This is a genomic window from Streptomyces sp. NPDC043680 (genome assembly GCF_056436685.1).
Map to the genome: position 1 here is coordinate 316136 of NZ_JBWKCE010000003.1, position 24516 is coordinate 340651.

General features: G+C 71.9%; 21 protein-coding genes and 2 pseudogenes. 17 read left to right on the plus strand and 6 right to left on the minus strand.

Translation table 11 applies throughout. From position 1 onward, the window contains the following. The first annotated feature begins 4 nt into the window (after nucleotides 1-4). Nucleotides 5-760 carry a hypothetical protein gene (locus AC0666_RS07990; protein ID WP_468965944.1) on the plus strand — a complete coding sequence of 252 codons (756 nt, stop codon included), beginning with the start codon at nucleotides 5-7 and terminating at the stop codon, nucleotides 758-760. Nucleotides 761-772: 12 nt separating this feature from the next. On the opposite strand, the gene AC0666_RS07995 is transcribed toward AC0666_RS07990, so the two are convergent. Continuing rightward, nucleotides 773-1189 (minus strand): PPOX class F420-dependent oxidoreductase, encoded by a 417-nt coding sequence (locus AC0666_RS07995; protein WP_468965942.1) that lies wholly within the window; start codon nucleotides 1187-1189, stop codon nucleotides 773-775. 74 nt (nucleotides 1190-1263) lie between these two features. After that, a complete protein-coding gene (locus tag AC0666_RS08000) occupies nucleotides 1264-2484 on the minus strand; it encodes a DUF1266 domain-containing protein (RefSeq protein WP_468965941.1) in 1221 nt (406 codons plus the stop codon). A gap of 364 nt (nucleotides 2485-2848) precedes the next feature. Between AC0666_RS08000 and AC0666_RS08005 the strand changes: the two genes are divergently transcribed. Continuing rightward, entirely contained in the window at nucleotides 2849-4006 is a 1158-nt protein-coding gene (locus AC0666_RS08005; protein ID WP_361714715.1) for an IS701 family transposase, read from the plus strand. Nucleotides 4007-4046: 40 nt separating this feature from the next. On the opposite strand, the gene AC0666_RS08010 is transcribed toward AC0666_RS08005, so the two are convergent. Beyond that, nucleotides 4047-5954, minus strand: coding sequence for a helix-turn-helix domain-containing protein (locus tag AC0666_RS08010; protein ID WP_478707276.1), 1908 nt, complete (start codon nucleotides 5952-5954; stop codon nucleotides 4047-4049). 323 nt (nucleotides 5955-6277) lie between these two features. Here AC0666_RS08010 and AC0666_RS08015 point away from each other — a divergent pair, with 323 nt between their 5' ends. Beyond that, on the plus strand, nucleotides 6278-7036 hold the full coding sequence (locus tag AC0666_RS08015) for a methyltransferase domain-containing protein (protein ID WP_468965937.1): 759 nt from the start codon (nucleotides 6278-6280) through the stop codon (nucleotides 7034-7036). Between the two features lie 24 nt (nucleotides 7037-7060). Beyond that, the gene (pabB, locus tag AC0666_RS08020) at nucleotides 7061-9244 is read left to right on the plus strand and encodes an aminodeoxychorismate synthase component I (protein WP_478707277.1); all 2184 of its coding nucleotides are present in this window, start codon (nucleotides 7061-7063) and stop codon (nucleotides 9242-9244) included. On the opposite strand, the gene AC0666_RS08025 is transcribed toward pabB, so the two are convergent. Continuing rightward, nucleotides 9171-10199: a transaldolase family protein gene (locus AC0666_RS08025; RefSeq protein WP_361714727.1), complete on the minus strand. Its 1029-nt coding sequence runs from the start codon at nucleotides 10197-10199 to the stop codon at nucleotides 9171-9173. The genes pabB and AC0666_RS08025 overlap by 74 nt on opposite strands. A 301-nt stretch (nucleotides 10200-10500) precedes the next feature. Here AC0666_RS08025 and AC0666_RS08030 point away from each other — a divergent pair, with 301 nt between their 5' ends. The 5 genes from AC0666_RS08030 to AC0666_RS08050 are packed head-to-tail and all read left to right on the plus strand — an operon-like array spanning nucleotide 10501 to nucleotide 15435. Beyond that, nucleotides 10501-11670, plus strand: a complete 1170-nt coding sequence (locus tag AC0666_RS08030; protein WP_468965930.1) for a 3-deoxy-7-phosphoheptulonate synthase — start codon at nucleotides 10501-10503, stop codon at nucleotides 11668-11670. Nucleotides 11671-11701: 31 nt separating this feature from the next. Continuing rightward, a complete protein-coding gene (locus AC0666_RS08035) occupies nucleotides 11702-12472 on the plus strand; it encodes a 2,3-dihydro-2,3-dihydroxybenzoate dehydrogenase (RefSeq protein WP_468965928.1) in 771 nt (256 codons plus the stop codon). Between the two features lie 58 nt (nucleotides 12473-12530). Next, nucleotides 12531-13205 (plus strand): isochorismatase family protein, encoded by a 675-nt coding sequence (locus AC0666_RS08040; protein WP_361714734.1) that lies wholly within the window; start codon nucleotides 12531-12533, stop codon nucleotides 13203-13205. Further along, a complete protein-coding gene (locus AC0666_RS08045) occupies nucleotides 13202-15085 on the plus strand; it encodes an anthranilate synthase family protein (protein ID WP_468965924.1) in 1884 nt (627 codons plus the stop codon). Before AC0666_RS08040 ends, AC0666_RS08045 begins: the two co-directional genes overlap by 4 nt. Continuing rightward, nucleotides 15082-15435: a hypothetical protein gene (locus AC0666_RS08050; protein WP_478707278.1), complete on the plus strand. Its 354-nt coding sequence runs from the start codon at nucleotides 15082-15084 to the stop codon at nucleotides 15433-15435. Before AC0666_RS08045 ends, AC0666_RS08050 begins: the two co-directional genes overlap by 4 nt. A 72-nt stretch (nucleotides 15436-15507) precedes the next feature. On the opposite strand, the gene AC0666_RS08055 is transcribed toward AC0666_RS08050, so the two are convergent. Then, nucleotides 15508-16020 carry an AtaL-like protein gene (locus AC0666_RS08055; protein ID WP_468965916.1) on the minus strand — a complete coding sequence of 171 codons (513 nt, stop codon included), beginning with the start codon at nucleotides 16018-16020 and terminating at the stop codon, nucleotides 15508-15510. A 223-nt stretch (nucleotides 16021-16243) separates the two neighbouring features. Here AC0666_RS08055 and AC0666_RS08060 point away from each other — a divergent pair, with 223 nt between their 5' ends. The 6 genes and pseudogenes from AC0666_RS08060 (at nucleotide 16244) to AC0666_RS08085 (ending at nucleotide 21443) form a co-directional block, all read left to right on the plus strand. Next, complete coding sequence (locus tag AC0666_RS08060) at nucleotides 16244-16945, plus strand: SDR family oxidoreductase (RefSeq protein ID WP_361714746.1); 702 nt, start codon at nucleotides 16244-16246, stop codon at nucleotides 16943-16945. A 208-nt stretch (nucleotides 16946-17153) separates the two neighbouring features. Next, a pseudogene (locus AC0666_RS08065) lies at nucleotides 17154-17582 on the plus strand (hypothetical protein); the annotation flags it as partial. 21 nt (nucleotides 17583-17603) lie between these two features. Continuing rightward, a pseudogene (locus AC0666_RS08070) lies at nucleotides 17604-18260 on the plus strand (transketolase-like TK C-terminal-containing protein); the annotation flags it as partial. Next, entirely contained in the window at nucleotides 18257-19534 is a 1278-nt protein-coding gene (aroA, locus tag AC0666_RS08075; RefSeq protein WP_468965913.1) for a 3-phosphoshikimate 1-carboxyvinyltransferase, read from the plus strand. The pseudogene AC0666_RS08070 and the gene aroA, both read left to right, overlap by 4 nt. A 24-nt stretch (nucleotides 19535-19558) precedes the next feature. After that, on the plus strand, nucleotides 19559-20749 hold the full coding sequence (locus tag AC0666_RS08080; RefSeq protein WP_468965910.1) for a 3-hydroxybenzoate 6-monooxygenase: 1191 nt from the start codon (nucleotides 19559-19561) through the stop codon (nucleotides 20747-20749). Between the two features lie 163 nt (nucleotides 20750-20912). Continuing rightward, nucleotides 20913-21443 (plus strand): hypothetical protein, encoded by a 531-nt coding sequence (locus AC0666_RS08085; RefSeq protein ID WP_468965907.1) that lies wholly within the window; start codon nucleotides 20913-20915, stop codon nucleotides 21441-21443. Between the two features lie 60 nt (nucleotides 21444-21503). Here AC0666_RS08085 and AC0666_RS08090 read toward each other — a convergent pair whose 3' ends face one another. Then, nucleotides 21504-22445, minus strand: a complete 942-nt coding sequence (locus AC0666_RS08090; RefSeq protein ID WP_468965904.1) for an NADP-dependent oxidoreductase — start codon at nucleotides 22443-22445, stop codon at nucleotides 21504-21506. Between the two features lie 137 nt (nucleotides 22446-22582). Here AC0666_RS08090 and AC0666_RS08095 point away from each other — a divergent pair, with 137 nt between their 5' ends. Both AC0666_RS08095 and AC0666_RS08100 read left to right on the plus strand, forming a co-directional pair. Continuing rightward, complete coding sequence (locus AC0666_RS08095) at nucleotides 22583-23587, plus strand: aldo/keto reductase (RefSeq protein WP_468583144.1); 1005 nt, start codon at nucleotides 22583-22585, stop codon at nucleotides 23585-23587. A 2-nt stretch (nucleotides 23588-23589) separates the two neighbouring features. After that, a complete protein-coding gene (locus tag AC0666_RS08100; RefSeq protein ID WP_468965900.1) occupies nucleotides 23590-24444 on the plus strand; it encodes an arylamine N-acetyltransferase family protein in 855 nt (284 codons plus the stop codon). Nucleotides 24445-24516 lie beyond the last annotated feature (72 nt).

Here is a 24516-nt window from a genome sequence, read left to right on the forward strand (position 1 = left end):
CGGGGTGGCCATCGCCGAGTTGCAGGTGTACGAGGTCGAGGAGGCGGACGTCTCGGGCGGGGTGTGCATCGTCCGTGTCATCGGCGGGGTCGCCCGCCCCGGACAGGTCTATGCCGCGGGCGGCATGCGCCTGCGCTTGACCCGGATCGAGGCGTGGGGCGGCCCCCGCGAGCAGGTCGACCCCCCGCACGCGGCGCGGGTCCACCTCACCGGCCCCATGGTCGCCCTGCTGGCGGACGGGCAGGTGCTCACCTGCGTACCGCCCGCCGGGCACACCCTGGCGGACCTGGAAGCCTGGCTGGCCGACGATCCGCCGCTGTGTGAGGAGCCGCATCCGGAGCCGCTGCGGGCACTCGCCGTGAACGGGATGCACGACGAGGACCTGCCCGAAGCGGTGCGACTGCGCTGGGGGAGGGTGGCCCTGGCCGCGATCGGCCGGGTGGAGTATCCGGACGCGCTGGCACGCGCGGCCGGACTGGCCTCCGTACGGGGCTACATGATCCGGGAGTTCGGGCCCGGCCGCGGCGGTGACCCGGCCGAGCTGTGCCGCGAGCTGCTGGCCCTGCTGGGCCTGACCCCCGAGCAGGCGCGGACGCAGGCCCGGGACTGGCGGGTGCTCCCCCGGGGAGGGGCCGGGCGGCTGAGGCGGATCAAGGGCCTGCTGCCCTGGATGACGCTGGTCCGCCCCCACCTGGCGGCCGACGACCCGCTGCGGGCGGACGTCGACGCCTGGCTGGCGGTCGGTCCCGCCCTGCCGTAGCCCCGGAAGCCCTCAGCCCGCCTTCGCGGCGTTGCCGAGGACCTTGGTCGGGGTGATGCGGACGACGACCCTCAGGTTCTCGCCCGGAGCCTCCGCGTACTCCTTGCCGCCGCCCGGACCCAGGTACTCCTCCGCGATGCGGACGGCGACCGCACGGTCCTTGTCCTCGGTGACGGTGGCGGTGCCGCGGATCTCCACGTACACGTAAGGATTGGCGGTGTCGAAGACGGTCAGCCCGACCCGCCCGTCCCGCACGATGTTGCGCTCCTTGCGGCGCCCCTGCTCCGTGGAGACCAGCAGGTCGCCGCCGTCCCGGGACACCCAGACCACCGAACTCTGCGGGCTGCCGTCGGGGTTGAGCGTGGACAGGACCGCCGGGTGCGGGGCGTCGAGCAGCCTGCGCACCGTGTCGTTCAACGCAATCGTCATGGCGGCGAGGATAGTTGGGGCCTGCGAGCCCTCGGACCGGTTCCTCCGCGGCCGCGCGGACTAGGGCAAGTCGCTCAGTTCCAGGGCAGGTTGACCCAGGGGCTGCCCGGGTCGGACATCAGTGCCCGGTGGGTGGCGGCCATGTCCGTGTACCAGTGCCCGTACTCCTCCTCGTCGAACTGCAGGCAGCGGCCCAGGATGAAACCCGCCGAGAGGTCCTCCCAGGACCGGTACGAGAGCCGGCAGACGCGGCCGGCGCGTATGACGGCGTCCTCGGCCTCCTCGATGGTGCCGAAGCGCGCGCCGAGGCCCCAGCGGGCCATCTGCGAGGCCCGTCCGTAGTCCCAGGCCTCCACGGACCGGACGAACCGGTCCTCGCCGAGGATCCCGTCGGCGCGGAAGCGCTGCTCGTAGCGGGTGATGCGGCCGATGACCCGCTGCACCCCCGCGATCTCCCCTTCGATCTCGGCGGTGGACCGGGGCCGGGCGACGGTGACGCCCTCGGGGGTGATGCGGGGCTCCGCGGCCCGTTCGGCATTGGCCCGCAGGGTGGCCTCGGTGGTGTGGCGCCAGTGCTCGATGTCCACCGGTCCCGCGAATTCCTTGGCGAGGGCCGAGCGGATCCTGAGCGTGAACTCCCACACCGCGCTCACCATGTCCGCGGCCAGCAGCCGCTCGGTGCTGCGCAGCCACTCCTCGCGGGTGGTGACGCCCCAGGAGTCGCGGAGGCTCTCGCGTTGGGCCGTGTACCCCTCGCCGTGGTAGGCGAGGGCGTTCCAGAAGACCCCGTTGCGCACGGCCAGGTGTGCGCCGCAGGCGAGTCCGAAGGCGACGGGTCCGTGCAGTGGGCCGCCGACGTGCAGGGCGTGCACCGTGTTCTGCGGCAGGCCGTACTCGGTGTTGCGGTCCCAGTGGTACTTCCACACGGCCCGGTCGGCGGGCGAGGCCGGCAGGAAGGCCTCGCAGGGGGTGCCGGGATTGACGGCCAGGTAGGCGGGGCTGCCGGAGCCGAACCGCTCGGCCATCCAGTCGAGGCTCACCTTCTCGAAGACCGGGTCGGCAGTGGGCACGGGGAGCATGCCGGCGGTGTGGACGACATGGGCGGTGCCGCGGATCTGCGGGAAGTGGACGGGTTGGAGCCGCACGAGGTTGGGGTGGGAGTCCTGGTACGCGCGGGACTGCGGGGTGAAGAGCCAGGAGCGGGCGAGGGTGTCGAAGTAGGCGGGCCAGTCGTTCCTGGTCTTGGCTTCGTACAGCTCTCGCTCAATGGCGCTCGGCGCCTTCCACGTCCCCATGGGGGAACCCTAACCGGGGCCCCTGGTCAGCCCGTCGGTGGTGGGCGGGCCACCATCGGCGGCCGAGGTGACGGTGGGCTGACCACCATCCGGCGGGGGCGCGGCCGGGCTGGGGCGCGTGGGGCGGATGGGTCGACAGGACTCCAGCAGCCCTCGACGAGTCTGCGACCGGTCCCCGACCAGGCCAAGGCCCTGCAGGGCACTTCGTCACATGATCAACCGCTCGCCGGGGCTCGTCGGGGGCTGATGACCCGCGGTGCACGGGCGGGCGAATGTGTGTGACGGCTCCACCTGGTTCTCCCGCCCTGCCCGAACGCAGGGTTGAGGGGCTGGAGAGAACACCGGGGGAAGGGATGGATCCATCATGAGCGCACCGAGTCTCGAACGCTTGGAGACCCTGAGCAGCCGGTTCGTACCGGACCTGATCGTGGACGAGCTCTGTGCCGAGCTGTTCGCCTCGCTGCCGCGCAGCGATCAGCGCCGCAAGGGGGAGGTGTACCTGCGCGGTCTGCTCAAGGCGGAGGGCCGCAAGTCCATACGGAACATCGCGGCCCACGTCGGTGACCGGGCGGCCGAGCAGAGCCTGCACCACTTCGTGGTGTCCTCCACCTGGGACTGGGGTCCCGTACGGGCCGCCCTCGCCCGCTACTTGGAGCGGGCGCTGCGCCCCCGGGCCTGGGTCGTCCAGCCGGTGGTCATCTCCAAGGCCGGTACCGAGTCCGTCGGCGTGGCCCGCCGGTTCGTGCCGGAGCGGGGGCAGATGGTCAACAGCCAGATCGCCTTCGGGGTGTGGTCGGTCGGCGAGGAGCAGAGCTGCCCGGTGAACTGGCGTCTCGCGCTCACCCAGAAGTGGCGGGACAGCGTGGGACCGCTCTCCCCCAACGTCCACGAATCGGAGCTGGCGACCACCCCGCTCGAATGCGCCGCCGGAGCGGTCGAGGAACTGCGGGACTGGGTGGGCCGCATCCACCGGCCCGTGGTGCTGGACCTGCCCGACGTCGACCCGGGCGCGGTGGCCCGGCGCTTCGGGCCGTCCGGCATGCACTTCGTGGCCGCGGCCCGCGGCTCCCTGCGGGTCAAGTGCGCCGATCCGGTGCTGCCGTCCAGTGGCAACCGCGAACTCGCCGCGCACCAGCTGCTGTTGATGGCCCGGACGCTGCGCCGCCCGGTGACCTGGATGGATCCGGTGACCATGCGTCCGCGCACCACCCTGGTGGTCGGCGTACGGGTGGAACTGCCGCACTCCCCGCGTCCGCTGCTGCTGTTCGGTGAGTGGAACGACCCGCGCGGCTGGCCCGAGCAGTGCTGGATCAGCGATATGACGCAGGCGCCGCCCGGAGCACTGCTGCGGCTGGCGAAGCGGTCCCAGAACGTCGAGGCCGACTTCGCGAACATCTCCCGGAAGGTGGGGCTCACCGACTTCGGCGGCCGGTCCTTCGGCGGCTGGCACCGCCACACCACCCTGGCCTCCGCCGCCCATGCCGTACGGATGCTGACGCAGCGCGCCCAGGAGAGCGCCTGACCGCATGCCGTGCCCGACCGCGCCGCCGGCTTCCGGGGGATCAGCCGATGGTCTGGCGGGACGGACCGCGGCGGCCCTGGTTGAGGGCCCGGCGGGTGCGCTGGAGCTGGAGGGCGAGCTGGACCTGGAGGGCCTGGGTGGGCTTCTGCCAGTCCTCGCCGAGGATCTCGGTGATCCGCTCCAGCCTGCGGGAGACCGTGTTCGGGTGGACGTGCAGCGACTCGGCGGCCCGTGAGGGGCTGTTGGCCGAGGCGAAGTACGCCTCCATCGTGCGGATCAGCTCCGTGTACTGCTGGTCGTCGTAGTCCAGCACGGGGCCGATGGTGTCGTTGATGAACCCGGCGATGTCCGGCTTCTCCGAGAGCAGCACGCCGAGGAAGCCGAGCTCCTCCGGCGAAGCGGTGCTGCCGGTGCCGGTGAGCGCCGCCACCGCGTCCAGGCAGCGGCGGGCCTCCTGGTACATGCGGACGATCGCCACCGGATCGTCGACCGGTCCGGCCGAGCCGGCCGTCACCGGCTTGCCGAGCACCTCGGAGAGCTCCTTGGACGCCGCACGGGCTATGGCGCCCGCCTCGGTGCCGGGCAGGAGCAGCACCACCACGTCGCCGTCCACGCTCTTGAGGCCGTGGTGGCGGTTGGCGTACGAGGCCGCCCAGGCGAGCACGCGGCCCTGGACCCCGCCCTCGGGGCGGGCGATCACGATGACGTGGGGCTCGTCGAGGTTGAGCGCGAGCCGGCGGCTCTGCTCGGCGATCTGCACGGGGGACAGCGAAGTGCCGCGGAGCAGGTCGTGGAAGAACTCGTCGCGCATGTGACCCTCGGCGGCGGCCATGCCCTGCTCCATGAGCAATACCACGGCGGTCACCTGGGCGGTGAGCGCGAGGAGTTGGATCTGCCGGTCGGTGACGGGCTCGTCGCAGACCAGGATGAGGGTGCCCAGCATGTCGTCGCCCGCCGCGACCGAGGCGACCCAGGTGCCGTCGCTCGTGCTGCGCGGCTGCCGGTCGGTGTGCGCGTCCAGCAGCACGGTGCGGATCTCCGCCTCGTTGAGCTGCGGGGGTTCCCCGCCCGGGCAGGCGAGATCGCGGCCGGCGGCGTCCCGTACCAGCAGGGTGCCGTCGAGGCCCTTGACCGCCTCGGCGGCCAGGCTGCCGAGGCCGACGCCCTGGAGCACCAGGTCGAGGAGACGGCCGTGCGTCTCGCGGAGCTGGCGGGCGGTGGTGGAGGAATCGAGGGCGCGGGAGGTGTCCTGCTCCAGCTCCTCGACCTCGTACCGGGTCTGCTCCAGCAGCCGCGCCTTTTCGATCGCAACGGTTGCAAGGTCGCCGAGCGAACTCATCAGCGACACCTCGTCGGGGGTGAAGTGCCGGATGTGCCGGTCGGCCACGTACAGCGCGCCCAGGGCGGTCCCGGCGTGCCGCAGCGGCACGGCCATCACGGCGTGCAGTCCCTCGGCCTGCACCACCTCGTCGATCACCGGGCTGTGCTGGAAGGTCTTGTCGTTCATGTAGTCGGCCGACCAGAACGGGGCCGAGCCGTCCGAGGCCCGCTTGCCCACGCCCCCGCCGGTCAGCGGGATGGCGAAGCCGATGGTCAGCGCGGAGGCGTGGCCGTCCGCCGAACGCACCCGGGACACCTGTGCCTCGTGGTCGTCGAAGCTCACCCAGGCCATGTCGAGCCCCAGCAGCAGCCGGGCGCGCCGGGTGATCACCTTGAGGAGTTCGTCGAGGTCGTACGGGAGGGTCAGGTCCCGCGCGGTGTCGACGAGCGCGGCGAGGCCGGCCTCGCGCTGCTGGCGCCGCACGAAGAGGGCGCGAATGCCGAGGCTCTGGTCCCTGGCCCTGCTGAGCTGTGCGAGTGCATCCCCGGACAGGCCGGATTCACGCGCTTTGCGGACCACCTCGTCGAAGGCAGCCGCAGGCGCCTCTCTGTTCAGCAGTTCCAGCATTTCGTAAGCGTGGTCAACCACGACTTCCCCCGACCCCCATAAAGCCGTTCACGATTGCACCAACTCAGGTGCAAGCAATCCCTGGCCCGCCTGAAAGTATCCCTTGGGGCAAGAATCGGTCAAGAAACGCCGGACAAGTGATCACAGGTCAGCGACGCGGAGGGTGATCGGGTCACCACTCTCCATGAGTGATCCTGTCACGTGGACACCTTCTGGTCGAGGACCACTCAAGGGCAGGCTGAGCGCCGAGCGTTCCGGTGCCGACGCCACCGCCGGCACCACCACCGTGCCGTCCACAGCCCGAAGTTTCACGAGGAGTTCGCATGTCTCAGCTGTCTCAGCTGGATCAGCTGTCTCAGCTCCAGAGCTACGAGCGGTCGCTGCTGCGCAGCCGGCTGTCCCTGACCCGCGAGGACCGCCCCCGGGTGTTCACCCTCGGCGACCGCGAGTGGGACCTGTTCGACGAGGTCTTCGCCCCCGTCTACTCCCCTTCCACGGGGGTGGCGCTGGAGCTGCTGGGCCTCAACCTCCCGCAGGCCGCGCCGCGTTCGGGTTCGTTCCTGGAGATAGGGTGCGGGACCGGCGTGATAGCGGTGACGGCGGCACTGGCCGGATACGACCGGGTGGTCGCGGCCGACATCAGCCCCTCCGCCGTGGAGAACGCCTCCGTCAACGCCGAGCGCCACGGGGTGGCGGACCGTCTGCAGGCCGTGCACAGCGACCTGTTCTCCGGGCTGCGCGAGGAGGAGCGGTTCGACGTCGTCTTCTGGAGCTCCAACTACGTGATGGGGCCGGAGAGCTACGAGTACAAGTCGGTGCACGAGCGGGCCTACGTGGACACCGGCTACCAGACGCACCGCCGCTACCTGGAGCAGTCGGTGCACTGGACCGCCCCGGGCGGCCGCGTCCTGCTGCACTTCAGCGACCGCGGCGACCTGGCCGCGCTGTACGAGATCGCCGACGCCTGCCGGCGCGAACTGGAGACGGTCGCCAGCTGCCGGGTCCGCGAGGGCGAGTACGGAGAGGACATGGTTGAGCACATGCTGATCGAAATCAAGCCAACTGCCGCAAACTTGTCCTGAGCCGCTCCGGGGGGAGATTTCATCGTGCGCACGCTTCTGGTCGACAACTACGACTCTTTTACCTATAACCTCTTCCACTATCTGACCGAGGTCAATGGTCGGGAGCCGGAAGTCGTCCGAAATGACGACCCGCATTGGAAGATCGAACAACTTGCCGCGTTCGACAACGTGGTCGTCTCGCCCGGCCCCGGGACGCCGCACCGGGCCGCCGACTTCGGCATCTGCGCCGGGATCGTCGAGCACTCGCCCGTGCCGCTCCTGGGCATCTGCCTCGGCCACCAGGGCATCGGCCACCTGCACGGCGCCACCGTCGACCGGGCCCCCGAGCCCCGGCACGGCCGCACCTCGCCCGTGCTGCACGAGGGCACCGGCCTGTTCGCCGGGCTGCCCTCCCCGATGGAGGTGGTGCGCTACCACTCCCTCGCGGTGACGGACCTGCCCGACGAGCTGGCGGCCACCGCCTGGACGCCGGACGGCATCCTGATGGGGCTGCGCCACCGGAAGAGACCCTTGTGGGGGGTGCAGTTCCACCCCGAGTCGATTTGCAGTCAGTACGGAACCGAGCTGCTCGCCAACTTCGCCGAACTGACCCGCTCCCACCAGGCGGAGCACCGGGCCGTCCGCCTCACCGCCCCGGCCCCTTCAGCGGCTCCGGCTCCGGCCCCCGCCGACGCCCCGGCGCCCGAGGCCGCGCCCGCCGCCGCCCGCCGCCTGCGCCTGACCACCCGCCGGCTGCCCACCCGCTGGGACGCCGAGGCCGTCTTCGACCAGCTGTTCCGCGGCAACGACCACGCCTACTGGCTGGACAGCAGCCTGCCCGGCGGTGACCGCGGCCGGTTCTCCGTCATGGGCGACGCCACGGGACCGCTGGCCCGAGTCGCCACGGCCGACGTCTGGAGCGGGGTCGTCACCGTCACCTCCGCAGCGGGCGAGAGCGAGCTCGTCGCCGGCGCCTTCCTGGAGTGGATCGACCGCGACCTGCGCTCCCTGCACACGGAGCTCCCCGCGCCGTCCGAGCTCCCCTTCGACTTCACCCTCGGCTGGGTCGGCTACCTCGGCTACGAGCTCAAGGCCGAGTGCGGCGGGGGCCTCGTGCACCGCTCCCCGGTCGCCGACGCCACCATGGTCTTCGCCGACCGGGCCCTGGTCCTCGACCACGCCACCGGCACCACCCACCTGCTCGCCCTCGTCGAAGAGGGCACAAGAGAGGGCACCGAAGGGGCCGGCGAAGGGCACGGCGCGCCGCACGCGTCCGAAGCCGCCGCCGAGGCCTGGCTGGTCGGCACGGCGGAACGGCTCGCACGGCTCGCCGGCCTGCGCCTGCCGGCCCCCCGGCCGCCCGCCGCCGCCGGGGAGATCACCCTGCGCCACGACCGCGGGGCCTACCTGGACCTGATCGACACCTGCCTGGAGGAGATCACCGCCGGCGAGACCTACGAGGTCTGCCTCACCAACATGGCCGAGGCCGAGACCTCCCTCGACCCCTGGACCGCGTACCGCACCCTGCGCCGCACCAGCCCGGCGCCGTTCGCCGCGCTGCTCCAGTTCGGCGAGCTGTCGGTGCTCAGCACCTCGCCCGAGCGGTTCCTGCGGGTCTCCCGCGACGGCCTGGTCGAGTCCTCGCCCATCAAGGGCACCCGGCCCCGCGGCGCGACGCCCGCCGAGGACGCGGCCCTGGTCGCGGACCTGCTGAGCGACGAGAAGGACCGCTCCGAGAACCTCATGATCGTCGACCTGGTCCGCAACGACCTCGGCCGGTGCGCGGTGCCGGGCTCGGTCGAGGCCGAGGAGCTCTTCCGGGTCGAGACCTACGCCACCGTCCACCAGCTGGTGAGCACCGTACGGGCCCGGCTGCGGCCGGAGGCGAGCGCCGTCGACTGCGTACGCGCCGCCTTCCCCGGCGGTTCGATGACCGGCGCGCCCAAGCTCCGGACCATGCAGATCATCGACCGGCTGGAGGCGGGCCCGCGCGGGGTGTACTCCGGAGCCATCGGCTACTTCTCCCTCTCGGGCGCCGCCGATCTGAGCATCGTGATCCGCACCGCCACCGTCACCGGCGGACGGGTCTCGTACGGGGTGGGCGGAGCCGTGGTGGCGTTGTCCGACCCGGCAGCGGAGTACGAGGAGACCGCGGTCAAGGCTGCTCCGCTGCTGGCGCTGACCAGTACTCGCTTCCCGGAGAGGCAGCGAGACCGGATCCCCTCCTGAGGAGCCAGCGGTGCTGGAGACGGGCGAGTTCCGCCGTCTCCAGCACGGCGGCGACCTGCTCCGCGGGGACGCCGAGCCGTTCCAGTGCCTGCAGGGCGCAGGTCGCGGCCCCGTCCCCGTTCAGCAGGGTGTCGCCGGACAGCTCCGCGTCCTGCGCGGCCTCCTCCAGGGTGTCCACGGACAGGGCCAGGGCCGTGTTCCAGCCGATGAGCGTGCCCACACTGCCGTCGGCCCCGGTCCCCCACAGCAGGCGCGGCTGCGGCGCGCCGTTGGCCCGCAGCACCCGCCACCAGTCCCCGGAGAGCCGCTCCTCGCGCAGCCGGTACATCCTGCGGGCCACGGCCAGCCCCGCGGCCCCGCGGACCTCGTGGCCTGGGTCCACGCCCAGCTCGTCCAGCCGGGCGTCGACCTCGGCGTCGAAGAGGCCCACCGCGAACGAGGCCACCATCGGGGCCTCGCCGAGCGGCCGGCCGGAGGCGAGGGACCGCTCCAGCCCGTCGACGTACGCGTCGAGCACCTCGGCGTACCGCTCCCCGGAGAACACCATCGAGGCGTGCACCCCGATCCCCTCGGCGAGGCAGTCGGCGAGCGCCTCCAGGCCCGCCGGGGTCATGGGAAGGCGGACGAGCGCATTGGCGCGCGCCACCGAGCGGTGCACGGCGCGGGCTGCCGTGGCGAGCGCCCTGGCGTCGTGGGCCCACCGCGGGGATACGGCCACGGAGACGTGGCCCACGGTGCCCTTGCTCACCTCGTAGACGGGCAGCAGGAGATCGCAGGCCCGCCGCAGCTGCGCCAGGGTGCTGCCCGCGGGCGCCAGGGCGTTGTGGAAGTGGGCTCCCAGCGTCGGATACCGGACTCCGGCGTCGAACGCCTCGGGGTCGTGCGCGCTCAGCCACGGCGAGACGCCCTCGGACACCAGTTGCTTCAGCAGCGCTCCAGCTCCTTGACTAACCACGATCCCGACCTTAGAACGTCACGGCTTACGCCTGAAATAGTGCGGTGATGGTGTGTCAAGTGCCGGTGTTCCGCGTGCTCTGTGCCTCACCACGTGTGCGGACCCTAAAGGCTCCGGCGGCCGGTCCGTCCCGTCTGTCGCGGTAGTGCGTCAGGTCAATTCCGCGGGTCCGCTCACGACCTGACCTAACGCACCGCCACCTGACGAAGTGGCGAATCTCTGGTGGTTCAGCCGATTACCCGTTTCACAGACTGCTCGCTGCATCTGATGTCACGGCAGGTTCAGCACTGGGAGGTGCCACATGTACGGTGTTGCACGCTGGAAATCATTGCCCGCGGGCCAACAGCCCGTTTGGCCGGACGAAGAAGCCCTGGCGAATGCCAGGGCGGAACTCGCGGACGCCCCGGCCCTCGTGCGCCGGGAGGACGTCGACGCCCTGCGGGCCCTGCTCGCCGCGGCGGCGCGCGGCGAAGTGCAGGTCGTCCAGGGCGGGGACTGCGCGGAGGACCCCGCCGAGTGCACTCCCGGCTACCTGGCCCGCAAGGCGGCCCTCCTCGATGTGCTGGCCGGTGTCATGAAGACGCGCTCGCTCAAGCCCGTGATCCGGGTCGGCCGGCTGGCCGGGCAGTTCGGCAAGCCCCGCTCGAACCCGACCGAGACCGTCGCCGGCGTCGAGCTGCCGGTCTACCGCGGCCACATGGTCAACAGCCCGGAGCCGGACCCCGAGCTGCGCCGCCCCGACCCGCAGCGCCTGGTCGCGGGCTACCGGGCCGCGGCCGGGGCCATGGAGCTGCTGGGCTGGCACGGGGAGCAGCGCCCCTCCGGGGCCGAGGCGCCCGTGTGGACCAGCCACGAGGCGCTGCTGCTCGACTACGAGGGGCCGATGGTGCGCACCGAGCCGGACGGCTCGCGGCTGCTCACCTCGACGCACTGGCCGTGGATCGGTGAGCGCACCCGCGAGCTGGACGGGGCCCACGTCGAGCTGTTCGCGACCATAGCCAACCCGGTCGCGACCAAGGTCGGGCCGAAGATGACCCCGGCCGAGCTGGTCGAGCTGTGCGGGAAGCTCGACCCGGACCGCGAGCCGGGCCGCCTCACGCTGATCTCCCGGATGGGCCAGGGCACCGCCGCGGCGAAACTGCCGGAACTGGTCCGCGCGGTCCGCGAGGCGGGCCACCCCGTGCTGTGGATGTGCGACCCGATGCACGGCAATACGGTCAGTGCACCGGGCGGGATCAAGACCCGCTACGTCGAAACCGTCGTGCGCGAGGTCGAGGAATTCCAGAAGGCCGTGGTCGACAACGGCGGCGTCGCGGCCGGACTTCACCTGGAAACGACTCCCGACCAGGTCCACGAGTGCGTCGCCGACGAATTCCACGTCGATGAACTGGGCGAGAAGTACACCTCGTTCTGCGATCCGCGCCTCAATTCCGACCAGGCCATCGAAGTCGCCTCAGCCTGGCGCGGCTGAGGCCGAAGAAGAAAAAGGGGGTTACTCCATCATGGAAGGAAAGATCGCTCTGGTCACCGGAGCGGCCGGCGGCATAGGCGAGGCCATCGTCCGCGCCCTGGCCTCCCGGGGCGTCCGGGTGGCAGCGGTGGACCGCGATGCCCACCGGCTGCGCGAGGTGGCCAAGTCCGTCGGCGAGCAGGGCGGCCGGGTCGACCCGTTCCCGGCCGACGTCACCTCCAGCGCGGACGTCGAGGCGCTGGTGGACGACGTCGAGGCGCTGGTCGGCCCGCTCGACTTCCTCGTGAACGCGGCGGGCGTGCTGCGGCTCGCCGAGGCGCGCAAGCTCACCGACCAGGAGTGGAGCACGACGTTCGCGGTCAACACCACGGGGGTCTTCTTCGTCTCCCGCGCGGTCGTCAACCGCATGGTGCCGCGCCGGCGGGGTGCGATCGTCACGATCGCCTCCAACGCCGCGGGCACCGCCCGTACGGAGATGTCCGCGTACGCCGCCTCCAAGGCGGCCGCGACCATGTTCACCAAGTGCCTGGGGCTGGAGGTCGCCAAGTTCGGCATCCGCGCGAACCTCGTGGCGCCGGGCTCCACCGACACCCCGATGCTCAGCTCGATGTGGCAGGACGAGAGCAGCGCCCGCGCCTCCATCGAGGGCGTTCCGGACGCGTACCGCGTCGGCATCCCGCTGGGCAAGCTGGCGCGTCCCGAGGACGTCGCCGAGGCGGTCGTCTTCCTGCTCTCCGACAAGGCCGCCCACATCACGATGCACGACCTCACCGTGGACGGCGGTGCGGCGCTCGGTGCCTGAGACCGGTGCAAGCAGTCAGCGAACCGTGAACGAGAGCGTGAACGAGAGGGAGAAACGCATGGCAGGGATACCTGCGATCAGCCCCTATCCGATGCCGTCGGCGGCCGACCTGCCCGCCTCCGCCGTCGACTGGGAGGTCGATCCGGACCGCGCCGTCCTGCTGGTGCACGACCTGCAGAAGTACTTCCTGGCCGCCTTCCCCGCGGGTGAGCAGCCCGTCGTGGACCTGTCCCGCAACGCCGGGGAGCTGCGCGTCCGCGCGGCGGAGCTCGGCATTCCCGTCGCCTACACCGCGCAGCCGGGCGGGATGACGCCCGAGGAGCGCGGTCTGCTCAAGGACTTCTGGGGGCCGGGCATGCAGCCGAGCCCGGAGCACCGCCAGGTCGTGGACCCGGTGGCGCCGGCCGAAGGCGACTGGATGCTCACCAAGTGGCGTTACAGCGCCTTCTTCAAGACCGACCTGCTGGAGCGGATGCGCGCGCAGGGCCGCGACCAGCTGATCATCTGCGGGGTGTACGCCCACGTCGGCGTGCTGATGACCGCCGTCGACGCCTTCACCAACGACATCCAGCCCTTCCTCGTCGCCGACGCCATCGCCGACTTCAGCTGGGAGGACCACCGGATGGCGCTGGAGTACGCCGCCGGCCGGTGCGCCCGGCTGACCACGACCAAGGAGCTCCTCACGGCCCTCCCCGACCGGGTGGCCGCCTACGCGGGAAGGGGATCCGCATGACCGGGGACCTGCTGGGCCGGATCCTCACCGGCCGGCCGCCGGCCTTCGCCCTGATCCACCGGCCGGAGACCACCGTCTCCGGGCACATCGACCTCTTCCTCGGCGAGTTCACCGAGGCGGACACGCTGGCCGACATCCCGCTGCGGGACCTGGAGGCCGGAGCGGGCGCCCGTCAGGACGTGCTCACCCTGGTGCCCTACCGCCAGCTCGCCGAGCGCGGCTTCGAGGCGCCCGACGACGGCACCCCGCTGCTCGCGATGGTGATCGAGGAGCAGGCGCAGCTGCCGCTGGAGACCGTGCTGGGCCGGATCGCCGACGCACCGGTGCACCTGGCGGCAGGCGGCGACTTCGACATCGACGACGACGCGTACGCCGAAACGGTCCGCCGGGTCATCGCGGACGAGATCGGCACCGGCGCGGGCGCCAACTTCGTGATGAAGCGGTCCTTCGTCGCCGACATCAGCGACTACTCCGTCGACGCGGCGCTGCGGTTCTTCCGCCGCCTGCTGGAGCGGGAGACCGGCGCGTACTGGACCTTCATCGTGCACACCGGCGACCGCACGCTGATCGGCGCCTCTCCGGAGCGGCACGTGAGCGTCAGCGGCGGCCGGGCCGTGATGAACCCCATCAGCGGCACGTACCGGTTCCCCGCCTCGGGTCCCGAACTGCCCGGCGTCATGGACTTCCTCGCCGACCGCAAGGAGGCCGACGAGCTGTACATGGTCGTCGACGAGGAACTGAAGATGATGGCCCGGATCTGCGAGTCGGGCGGCCGGGTGGTCGGGCCGTACCTCAAGGAGATGGCCCGGCTCGCGCACACCGAGTACTTCATCGAGGGTCGTACCTCCCGCGACCCTCGGGAGATCCTGCACGAGACCCTGTTCGCGCCGACGGTCACCGGCTCCCCGTTGGAGAGCGCGGGTCGCGTGATCAAGAAGTACGAGCCCCAGGGCCGCGGCTACTACAGCGGCGTGCTGGCCCTGGTCGGCCAGGACGAGAACGCCGGGCAGACCCTGGACTCGGCGATCCTCATCCGCACCGCCGACATCGACAGCCGCGGCCGGATGCGCATCGGCGTCGGCGCCACCCTCGTGCGGCACTCGGATCCGCTGTCGGAGGTCGCCGAGACCCGGGCCAAGGCGGCCGGGCTGCTGGCGATGTTCGAGCAGTCCGGGCCGCGGCGCTTCGGCGACCACCCCGACGTACGGGCGGCGCTGAGCCGGCGCAACGCGACGATCGCCGGCTTCTGGCTGGACGACGACGCCTCCCGCACCCGGCCGGTCCCGCTGCTGGTGGGCCGCAAGGTGCTGGTCGTCGACGCGGAGGACACCTTCACCGCGATGATCGAACACCAGCTGCGGGCCATGGAGGCCGACGTCACGGTCTGCCGCTTCGACGAGCCGTACAGCTTCGCCCCGTACGACCTGGTCGTCATGGGGCCGGGGCCGGGCGACCCGCGGGACGTGGACCACCCGAAGATCGCGCACCTGCGGTCCGCGGTGGACGTCCTCCTGGCGGAGCAGCGGCCGTTCCTCGCGGTCTGCCTCAGCCACCAGGTGCTCAGCATGAAGCTGGGCCTCCCGCTCCGGCGCAGGGAGCACCCCAACCAGGGGGTGCAGCGGGAGATCGAGCTGTTCGGGCGGCGCGAGCGCGTCGGCTTCTACAACACCTTCGCCTCGCAGAGCGCCGCGGACACCGTCGAGGTGCCCGGCATCGGCACGGTCGAGGTGTGCCGGGAGGCGGAGACGGGCGAGGTGCACGCTCTGCGCGGACCCGGTTTCCGCTCGATGCAGTTCCACGCCGAGTCGGTGCTCACCGAGGACGGCATCCGCATCGTCGCCGACGCCCTGTCGGGCCTGCTCCAGGAGCAGTTGGTGTGAAGGCGACGGTGGCCTGGTGGGACCTGTCGGGTTCGGGGCACAGCATCGCCTCGCTGCGGGCGTACCTGCGCGATGAGGCTGTCGACCGGTTCGCGGGGGTCGAGGGCCTGCGGCTGAAGTTCTGGATCGCGGACCCGGCGACCGAGCGGTGGGGGGCGGTGCTGCTGTGGGAGTCGGCCGAGGCGGCTGCCCGTCCGCTGGCCCCGCGGGCCGCCGAGCTCATCGGGCGGCCACCGGTGCAGTACACGGTGTTCGACGTCGAGGCGACGGTCGAGGGCGTCCACACCCTGCCCGCGCTGCCCGGACTCGACCTCATCCGGGAGGACGGGCAGGCCGTGCACAGCAGGTAGGACGGCCCGGACGGGCCCGGCGCCGTCGGGCAGGCGGCGCCGGCCCGGGCCGGGGCGTACGCGTACGGCCCCTCACGACCCTTGCGGGGCGTGGGGGGCCGTCGTCGTGGCCGCGTCGGCCGCGGTGCGCATCATGACCCGGTGCAGCACCTGGGTCATGGCCTCCAGCGTGCCGTGGAAATCGCAGTCCAGGTCCCGCAGATAGGTGTTCTGCGCGAGGACCGCGGCCGCCGGGCGGTCGGTCAGGGTGATGCTCAGCGTCAGCGTGAGCCGTCCCTGCTCGTCCTCGCCCATCTCATTGCGGATCTCCGCGATGTCGGTGTCGTCCAGATGCCGGTAGGTAATGCGCCCCGCGCTCTCCTGCGGGGTCACCCGCTGCCGGAACGTCTGGTCGCCGCGCCGGATTTCCCGTAGAAATCCATCGGCGTACCACTCGGTGATCCGGCATTCCTTAATGGCCGGAACATAGTCCACCGGGAACTGTGCCTTGTGGAGCAGCGCCTGCCACAGGTTCTCCCGCGTCGGACCGCCGCAACACTCCTGACCTGCGTCGACTACCGGACGGGTCCATGAAAGCGTCAGCATTGATCTCCCTTTTCCGCCGCTGGGCCGGCGTGCAGCATCAGCCCGGCGCACGCCCGTGTCAAAGCCGGTCGCAGCATTACGTCAGATGCCCTCAGGACCTGACGAAGTGACCGAAGTCCACTGCCCCGCGGGCCCCCCTTTCTTGCAGGGTGACGGTTGGTTGGTGGCGTTCCACAGAACGCCTTTCCCGTTAAATCCGATGCGGAGAATCAGGAGAACGCTGATGTCTGAACGGTTCGACGGCCAGGTCGTCCTCGTGACCGGAGGAGGCGAAGGCATCGGCCGGGCAGCGGCGGTTGCCTTCGCCCGGCTCGGCGCGCTCGTGGTGGTCGCAGGCCGCCACCCGGAGACGCTCGAAGGAACGGTCAAGCTGATCCGCGACGCGGGCGGGCAGGCCGACAGCGTGATCGCCGACGTGTCGGACACCACGGCCGGGGCCGAGGCCGGCGCCGCGTACGTCGTCGCCGAGACCGTACGCCGCCACGGAGCCCTGAACGTGGCCTTCAACAACACCACGGAACTGGGCCCGCACCAGAGCGTCGCCGACATCGACGAGACCGTCTGGGCCCACACCCTCACGGCCAACCTGACGGGCGTCTGGCTCTCCATGAAGCACGAGATCGCCCACATGGAGACCGCCGGCGGAGGCGTCATCGTCAACACCGCCAGCAACATCGGCGCGCAGGGCATGCTCCCGGGCCTCGGCGCGTACGCCGCCTCCACGGCCGCCGTCAGCGCGCTGACCCGGACCGCGGCCCGCGAGTACGTCGGCCAGTCCATCCGGATCAACGCCATCAGCCCCTGCCCCCTCGGCCGGGGCGCCAGCGTCGAGGAGATCGCCGACACCGTCGTCTGGCTCGCCTCGGACGCAGCCGCATACATCGTCGGGCACGACCTCGTGCTCGACCGCAAGACCGGCGAGTGAGCGGCGCGCAAGCAGTGACCGAGGAGCGCGCGGCACGACGTGTGCCCCGGCGCGTGACCAACGAGTGAGCAGTGCCCCGGCGCCCCCCGGGGACCGGCCGAGCAGAGGAGCCCTGAGCAGAGCGGTGAGCACAGCGGTGATCAGTCCCACGCAGACATCCCCGACATCCCCCCGTCCCTTCGAGTGGAGCGACCTCGACCGCAGCGCCGTGGACACCGCCCGGGCCCTGGCCGTCGACGCCGTCGGGGCCGCGGGCCACGGCCACCCCGCCGCCACGAGCCGGACCCCGGCCGCCCACCCGCTCTTCCGGCGGCTGCTGCGGCACGACCCGGGCGACCCGGGCTGGTCGAACTGCGACTGCTCCGTCCTCTCCTGCGCACACCTGGTCGTGCTCTGGGACGACGACCGGATCTCCCTCGGGGACGATCCCCGGAGCGCGGCCTCCGAGGACGTGCCCGCCCCCTTCCGAGCCCACGGCCGGCACGTCCGACAGGTCGACTGGAGCGCCACCGGCAGGTACGAGGAGGACATGGCGGGCCTGTACGAGGCCCTGTCGGCCGCCCGGGAGGAAACCGGGCGGCCTTCGCTCGTCGCGCCGCGCACCCTCATCGGCCGGCCCTGGCGGGCCGCCTCCCCCGAGCGGGCCGCCGCGTTCCGGACCCACGACTCGACCGGCCGGGGCGAGGACGGCCCCACCCACCGGCCGGTGGAGCACCTGTGGGCGCTGCGCGGCGTCCCGGGCCTCGACGTGGTCCGCCCGGCCGACGCCGCCGAGACGGCCGTCGCCTGGCGGACCGTACTGGAGCGCACCGACCGGCCGGCCGGACTCTGCCTGAGCCGCCGGGACCTTCCGGCCCTCGACCGCTCCGGCGCCGCCGGGGCGGAGTCCGCCGAGGGCACCGCGCGCGGCGGCTACGTCCTGGCCGAGGCGGACGGCGGCGCCCCGCAGGTGGTGCTGATCGCCACCGGGAGCGAGGTGCACACCGCCCTCGACGCCCGGGCCGTCCTCCAGCGCGAGGGCATCGCCGCCCGGGTCGTGTCCATGCCGTGCGCGGAGTGGTTCCGGGAGCAGAGCGCCGCCTACCGCGAGGAGGTGCTGCCGAGCGGCGTGCGGGCCCGGGTCTCCGTGGAGGCCGGCTCCGCGCTCGGCTGGTACCAGCTGCTCGGCGACCCCGGGATCCCGGTCGGGCTCGACCGGTCCGGCGCGAGCGCCCCGTACACCTCCCTCCACCGACGGCACGGCTTCACCGCGGAGCGGGTGGCCGCCACCGCCCGGGCCGCTCTGGCCCGGGCCGCGCACCGGGAGGCGATGTGACCGGGACCGCCCTGACCGCCCGTATCCCCGGCTCGAAGAGCATCACCAACCGGGCGCTGCTGCTGGCCGCCGCGGCCGACGGGGTCTCCCTGCTGCGCTCGCCCCTGGTCAGCGAGGACACCGTCGCCTTCCGGGAGGCCCTGATCGGCCTCGGCGTGCCCGTCGAGACGGGCCCGGACGGCTGGAAGGTCTGCGGCAGCGGGCGCGTCCCCTCCGCGGGGGGCACCGTGTGGTGCGAGGACGCGGGCACCGCCGCCCGGTTCCTGCCGCCGTTCGCGGCGACCGGAGCGGGCACCTTCACCTTCGACGGCACCGGTCAGCTGCGGGCCCGCCCGCTGCGCCCGCTGGCCGACGCGCTCGGCCGGCTCGGCGCCGACGCCCGGGTGGCCGAGCCGGTCGGCGGTCTGCCGCTGACGGTCACCGCGCGGGGCCTGACGGGCGGTGAGCTGACCGTCGACGCCTCGCTCAGCAGCCAGTACCTCACCGGTCTGCTGATGGCCGGGCCGCTGATGCGCCGGCCGCTGACCGTACGCGGGCAGGGGCTGGTCAGCCGCCCGTACATCACCATGACGCAGGCGCTGATGCGCCACTTCGGCGCGTACGTCGACGAGTTCGAGGGCGGGGCGATCCAGGTGCTGCCCGGCGGCTATCGGGCCGCCGAATTCGACGTCGAACCCGACGCCTCCACCGCCTCGTACTTCTTCGCGGCGGCGGCCGTTACCGGGACCACCGTCACGGTCCCCGGACTGGGACGCGGCAGCGTCCAGGGCGACCTGGGCTTCGTGGAGGTCCTGCGCCGGGCGGGCGCCCGGGTGGAGATCGGCGAGCGGGAGACCACCGTCACCGGCACCGGGCCGCTGCGCGGCGGCTTCGACGTCGACATGGGGGACATCTCCGACACCTTCATGACCCTGGCCGCGGTGGCCCCGCTGGCCGACGCCCCCATCACCGTGCACGGCATCGCCCACGCCCGGCTCAAGGAGTCCGACCGGATCGCCGCGGTCGAGGAGAACCTGCGGGCCTGCGGGATCCGCACCGAGTCCGGACCGGACCGGCTCACCGTCCACCCCGGCCGTCCCGCGGCCGCCGAGATCGCCTGCCGGCGGGACCACCGGATCGCCATGGCGTTCTCGGTGCTCGGCCTGCGGGTCCCCGGGATCACGCTCGACGACCCGTCCTGTGTCGGCAAGACCTTCCCCGGCTTCCACGCCGAACTGGAACGGCTCTTCCCGGCCCGTACGCGCCCCTACTCGGGCACCACCACCAGTCACTGACAACGAAAGGGATGTGAGACACCCATGGCCGACATACTCATCGCCGGCGGTGGCATCGGCGGCCTCGCCGCGGCGCTCGGGCTCGCGAAGCGTGGACACCAGGTCACCGTCCTGGAGCGCAGGGACGTCTTCACGGAGGTCGGCGCGGGCATCCAGCTCGGCCCGAACGCCTTCCACGCGCTGGACCTGCTCGGCGTGGGCCAGGAGGTCCGCGACCGCGCCGTCTTCATCGACGAGCTGCGCTTCATGGACGGCACGACCGGCGAGAAGGTCGCCGCGATGCCGGTGAAGGAGAAGTACCGCGCCCGGTTCGGGAACCCGTACGCGGTGGTCCACCGCGTGGACCTGTACCTGCCGCTGCTGGAGGCCGCCCGCCGGCACCCCGGTGTGGAACTGCGCGGCCGCCACCACGTGGTGGCGTACGAGCAGAGGGCGGGCGAGGTGACCGCCGTCCTCGCGGACGGCCGGCGCATCACCGGAGACGCGCTGATCGGCGCCGACGGCCTGCACTCGGCGATCCGGCAGCAGATGGTCGGCGACGGGGCCCCGCGGGTCTCCGGGCACACCATCTACCGCTCGGTGATCCCGATGGAGGAGGTGCCCGAGGAGCTGCGGTGGAACACCGTGACCCTGTGGGCGGGCCCGAAGTGGCACTTCGTGCACTACCCGATCGCGGGTGCCGAGCACTTCAACCTGGCGGCGACGCGGGACGACGGCGCCACCGAGGCGGTGGCGGGCGCGCCCGCCGAGCACGAGCACGTCCTGAACTCGTTCCCGGAACTGTCCGGTGCGGCGCGCAGGCTGCTGGAGCTCGGCCGGGACTGGAAGTCCTGGGTGCTGTGCGACCGCGACCCGGTCGACCGGTGGACCGAGGGCCGGGTCGCCCTCCTCGGTGACGCCGCGCACCCGATGCTCCAGTACGCGGCCCAGGGCGCCTGCCAGGCCGTCGAGGACGCGGTGCTGCTGAGCGGGCTGCTCGACGGCTGCCCGGCCGACTACGAGCAGCGGCTGGAGAAGTACAACGCGGCGCGGCGCGAGCGGACGGCCGAAGTGCAGCTGGTGGCACGCGAGATGGGGCGTCAGCTCTACCACGCGGCCGGGGATGCGCGGGTCGAGCGCAATGTGATGCTGGCCTCGCTGTCGGACGACGACATGTACGACAAGGTGGCCTGGCTGCACGGCTCGCAGGATTTCGGGGCCGCTGCGGGCAGTTGACCGGAGCAGCCGTGGAGCCGCCGGGGCGGTGGGGGCACAGGGGGCGTACGCGCCCCCACCGCCCCTTCCGTCGCGTCCCGGTTGCCGCCGTGCGGCGCGTTCGGGTCCTCTTTAGACTGGATGTGCTCGGGGACTGCGTTCCACCAGTCTGTGAGGCAGAGCCATGCGAAGAGCATCCTGGCTTGCGATCACCGCTGCCCCGGTTCTCGTCGCCTCGGTCGCGTTCGGCCCGGCCGTGGCCGCGCCGGCCGCCCCCGCCGCAGCCAAGTGCTCCTTGAGCAGGGACGATCTGAACTCGGAACCGGGCAAGACGGTGTACCTGCTCCGTGGGAAGGGCTTCACTCCCGGGGCCGCCTGGGAGCTGAGGGGGCAGTTCGCCCCCGACCCCGACCGCACCGGTGGCATGGGCGCCGGTGGGACCGTTCCGGAGAACGGCACCGTCAACATCGCCGAGCTGCCCGCCGGCACGTTCTTCATCAGCAGCAACAAGGACGGGGACGTCTTCTGCGGGACGACGCCCAAGGAGAAGACGGGCAAGAGCCGCCAGTACTCCAAGGGGTTCGACCGGGGTTACTCCGACATCCGGCACAACTGCCGTGCCAAGCCGCCCCGTGACATCCAGCAGAAGAGCATGGACTGGCGGGAGGGCTACCGGGACGGGTCCGCGAAGGCGACCGCGAAGTTCTGCCACTGAGGTGGGTCGGCCCCGGCAGGGCGGGGTGCCGTGCCGGGGCCCGGGGTGGACCGCTCGTGGTCAGATCGTGAGGACGATCTTGCCCGTGGTGTGCTTCGACTCGCTCAGTTCGTGCGCCTTGCGCACCTCCTGGAGCGGGAAGGTCTCGGCGACCACCGGGCGGATCCGGCCCGCCTCGGCGAGGTCGGCCAACTGCTCCAGGACGGCGTGGTCCGGCGCCACGTTGACCGTGATGCCGCGCAGCCCCAGGGCCTCCGCCTTCGCCTTGATCTCCTCCAGGGCGAGGGGGTTGGTCGCGCCGATGTAGGTGCCGCCCGGGCGCAGGGTGCGCAGCGAGCGGTCCTCGTAGTCGCCGCCGATGAGGTCGAAGACGACGTCCACGTCCTGGACGGCCTCGGTGAAGTCCTCGCTCGTGTAGTCGATGAGCTCGTCGGCGCCCAGTTCGCGCAGCAGCTCGTGCTTGGCGGCGCTCGCCGTGCCGATCACGTACGCGCCGCGGGCCTTGGCGATCTGCACGGCCATGTGGCCCACACCGCCGGCCGCCGCGTGGACGAGCACCCGCTGGCCCGGCTGGATGTCCGCGCCGTCCACGAGCGCCTGCCAGGCCGTCAGGCCGGCCATCGGCAGGGCCGCCGCCTTGACGTGGTCCAGGGACTGCGGCTTGCGGGCGAAGTGGCGCGCGGGTGCGGCGACGTACTCCGAGTATCCGGCGGCCTCGTTCGGGAAGGACGGCAGGCCGAAGACCTCGTCACCGACCTTGAAGCGGTTCTCGCCGGGCGAGACGGCCACGACGGTGCCGGAGACGTCCCAGCCGACGCCGAACGGCGGGGTGAGCCACAATCCGAATTCACGGATCTTCCAGTCGATCGGATTCACGCCGGCGGCGTGGGTCTTTACCAGGATCTCCGTGGAATTGGGAGCGGGAATCGGGGAATCTGTCAGGTTGAGGACCTCTATTCCGCCGAGGGTTTCCTGACGTACGGTGCGCATGGTTTCTGTCATGGTGTGCATGATCCGCAAAGGCCGCGCGAGTTGTAAAGCCACCTCTCCGTCGTCCGTCGAATTCCGGCCATCCGGAACCTGACACAGCCACCGGGAATATCTTTTGAGGGCCGGTGTGCTGCCCAATGCTGGACCATATGACTCAGCTGCGATCACTTGGTTCGGCCGGCCCTGAGGTTTCCGCTCTCGGCCTCGGCCTGATGTCCATGTCCGACTTCTACGGCCCCGCCGACCGGGCCGAGGGAGTCGCCACCGCCCACGCCGCCATCGACGCGGGCATCACCCTCCTCGACACCGGCGACTTCTACGGCAGCGGCCACAACGAGCTCCTCCTGCGCGAGGTGCTGCAGACCCACGACCGCGAGCAGCTCACGCTCAGCGTCAAGTTCGGCGTCCTGCGCGACCCGGCCGGCGGCATCCTCGGCGTCGACAACCGCCCCGAGGCGGTCAAGAACTCCCTCGCCCAGACCCTCCAGCGGCTCGGCACCGACTACGTCGACGTCTACCGTCCGGCGCGCCTCGACCCGAACGTGCCGATCGAGGAGACCATCGGCGCCATCAAGGAGTGCATCGAGGCCGGCTGGGTCCGCCACATCGGCCTGTCCGAGATCGGCGCCGAGACCCTGCGCCGCGCCTCCGCCGTGCACCCCATCGCGGACCTCCAGATCGAGTACTCGCTGCTGTCCCGCTCCATCGAGGACGAGATCCTGCCGACGGCGCGCGAGCTCGGCACCGCGATCACCGCGTACGGGGTCCTCGCCCGCGGCCTGCTGTCGGGCCGCTGGAACCACCAGCGCGCCACCGCGACCGACGACGGCCGCAGCAGCTTCCCCCGCTTCAGCGGCGAGAACCTCGACCGCAACCTCCAGCTGGTCGCGGCCCTGGGCAAGGTGGCCGAGGCCAAGGGCGTGACCACCTCGCAGCTCGCCATCGGCTGGGCCATGGCCCAGGGCGTCGACATCGTGCCCGTCGTCGGCTCCCGCCGCCGCGAGCAGCTCACCGAGGCGCTGGGCGCCCTCTCCCTGGAGCTGACCGCCGAGGACATCGCCGAGATCGAGCGCGCGGTGCCCGCCGAGGAGGTCGCCGGTACGCGCTTCGACGCCGAGGGCATGGCCATGCTCGACAGCGAGAAGAAGGGCTGAGCGTGAAGCCCATCGGCAGCGCCGCCCAGTGGCAGGCCGACCGCCTCGACGTCCAGGCGTACCTCGACCGCCTGGGCATCACCGGGCCGCTGCAGCCGGACGCGGAGACCCTGCGCCGGCTGCACCGTGCGCACGCCCTGGCCATTCCGTTCGAGAACCTCGACATCCTGCTGGGCCGGGGCATCGACCTCGACATGGACGCCATGCAGTCCAAGCTCCTGCGCAGCAGCCGCGGCGGGTACTGCTACGAGCACAACATGCTGTTCGCGGTCCTGCTGGAGCGGCTCGGGTACGAGGTCACCCGCCTCTACGCCCGGCCGCTCCTGGACGCGCCCAAGCCGCTGCCGCGCACCCACCTCGTACTGAGCGTGGCCGTCGGCGACGAGACGTACCTCGCGGACGTCGGCTTCGGCGACGAGGGCCCCCTGGAGCCGATCCCCGTCTCCGACGGCATCGTCCGCGACCAGGGCGGCTGGGTGTACCGGCTGGCCCGGGTCGAGGGCTCGGACAAGGAGTGGGTGCTCTCGCTGAAGCGGGAGGACGACTGGTTCCCGCTGTACTGGTACGCCACCGAGGCGCACCACCACATCGACTGCGTGGTCGCCAACTACTTCATCTCCACCCACTCCAGCTCGCCCTTCACCGGGCGGGTGTTCCTGGAGCGGATCGCGGAGGGCTGGCGGCTCAACCTCAACCACCGCAAGCTCACGCTGACCCGGGCGGACGGCACGGTCGAGGTCCGGTCCATCGTGGACGAGGAGGTGGCCGGCCTCCTGGCGGAGCAGTTCGGCATCGAGCTGACGCAGGACGAGGTCAAGATGGTCGTCGCGGCGCTGCCCGCGCCCGAACCGGCCTGATCCCGGACACTGGCCGCTGCGGGGCCCGTCACCTGGTGACGGGCCCCGCTCGCGTTCCCGTCCGCGCGCCGC

Coding starts and splice junctions, on each gene's coding strand:
- AC0666_RS07995 (WP_468965942.1), bottom strand. CDS start 1,189: ATGACGATTGCGTTGAACGACACGGTGCGCAGGCTGCTCGACGCCCCG.
- AC0666_RS08000 (WP_468965941.1), bottom strand. CDS start 2,484: ATGGGGACGTGGAAGGCGCCGAGCGCCATTGAGCGAGAGCTGTACGAA.
- AC0666_RS08005 (WP_361714715.1), top strand. CDS start 2,849: ATGAGCGCACCGAGTCTCGAACGCTTGGAGACCCTGAGCAGCCGGTTC.
- AC0666_RS08010 (WP_478707276.1), bottom strand. CDS start 5,954: ATGCTGGAACTGCTGAACAGAGAGGCGCCTGCGGCTGCCTTCGACGAG.
- AC0666_RS08015 (WP_468965937.1), top strand. CDS start 6,278: ATGTCTCAGCTGTCTCAGCTGGATCAGCTGTCTCAGCTCCAGAGCTAC.
- AC0666_RS08030 (WP_468965930.1), top strand. CDS start 10,501: ATGTACGGTGTTGCACGCTGGAAATCATTGCCCGCGGGCCAACAGCCC.
- AC0666_RS08035 (WP_468965928.1), top strand. CDS start 11,702: ATGGAAGGAAAGATCGCTCTGGTCACCGGAGCGGCCGGCGGCATAGGC.
- AC0666_RS08040 (WP_361714734.1), top strand. CDS start 12,531: ATGGCAGGGATACCTGCGATCAGCCCCTATCCGATGCCGTCGGCGGCC.
- AC0666_RS08045 (WP_468965924.1), top strand. CDS start 13,202: ATGACCGGGGACCTGCTGGGCCGGATCCTCACCGGCCGGCCGCCGGCC.
- AC0666_RS08055 (WP_468965916.1), bottom strand. CDS start 16,020: ATGCTGACGCTTTCATGGACCCGTCCGGTAGTCGACGCAGGTCAGGAG.
- AC0666_RS08060 (WP_361714746.1), top strand. CDS start 16,244: ATGTCTGAACGGTTCGACGGCCAGGTCGTCCTCGTGACCGGAGGAGGC.
- AC0666_RS08080 (WP_468965910.1), top strand. CDS start 19,559: ATGGCCGACATACTCATCGCCGGCGGTGGCATCGGCGGCCTCGCCGCG.
- AC0666_RS08085 (WP_468965907.1), top strand. CDS start 20,913: ATGCGAAGAGCATCCTGGCTTGCGATCACCGCTGCCCCGGTTCTCGTC.
- AC0666_RS08090 (WP_468965904.1), bottom strand. CDS start 22,445: ATGACAGAAACCATGCGCACCGTACGTCAGGAAACCCTCGGCGGAATA.
- AC0666_RS08095 (WP_468583144.1), top strand. CDS start 22,583: ATGACTCAGCTGCGATCACTTGGTTCGGCCGGCCCTGAGGTTTCCGCT.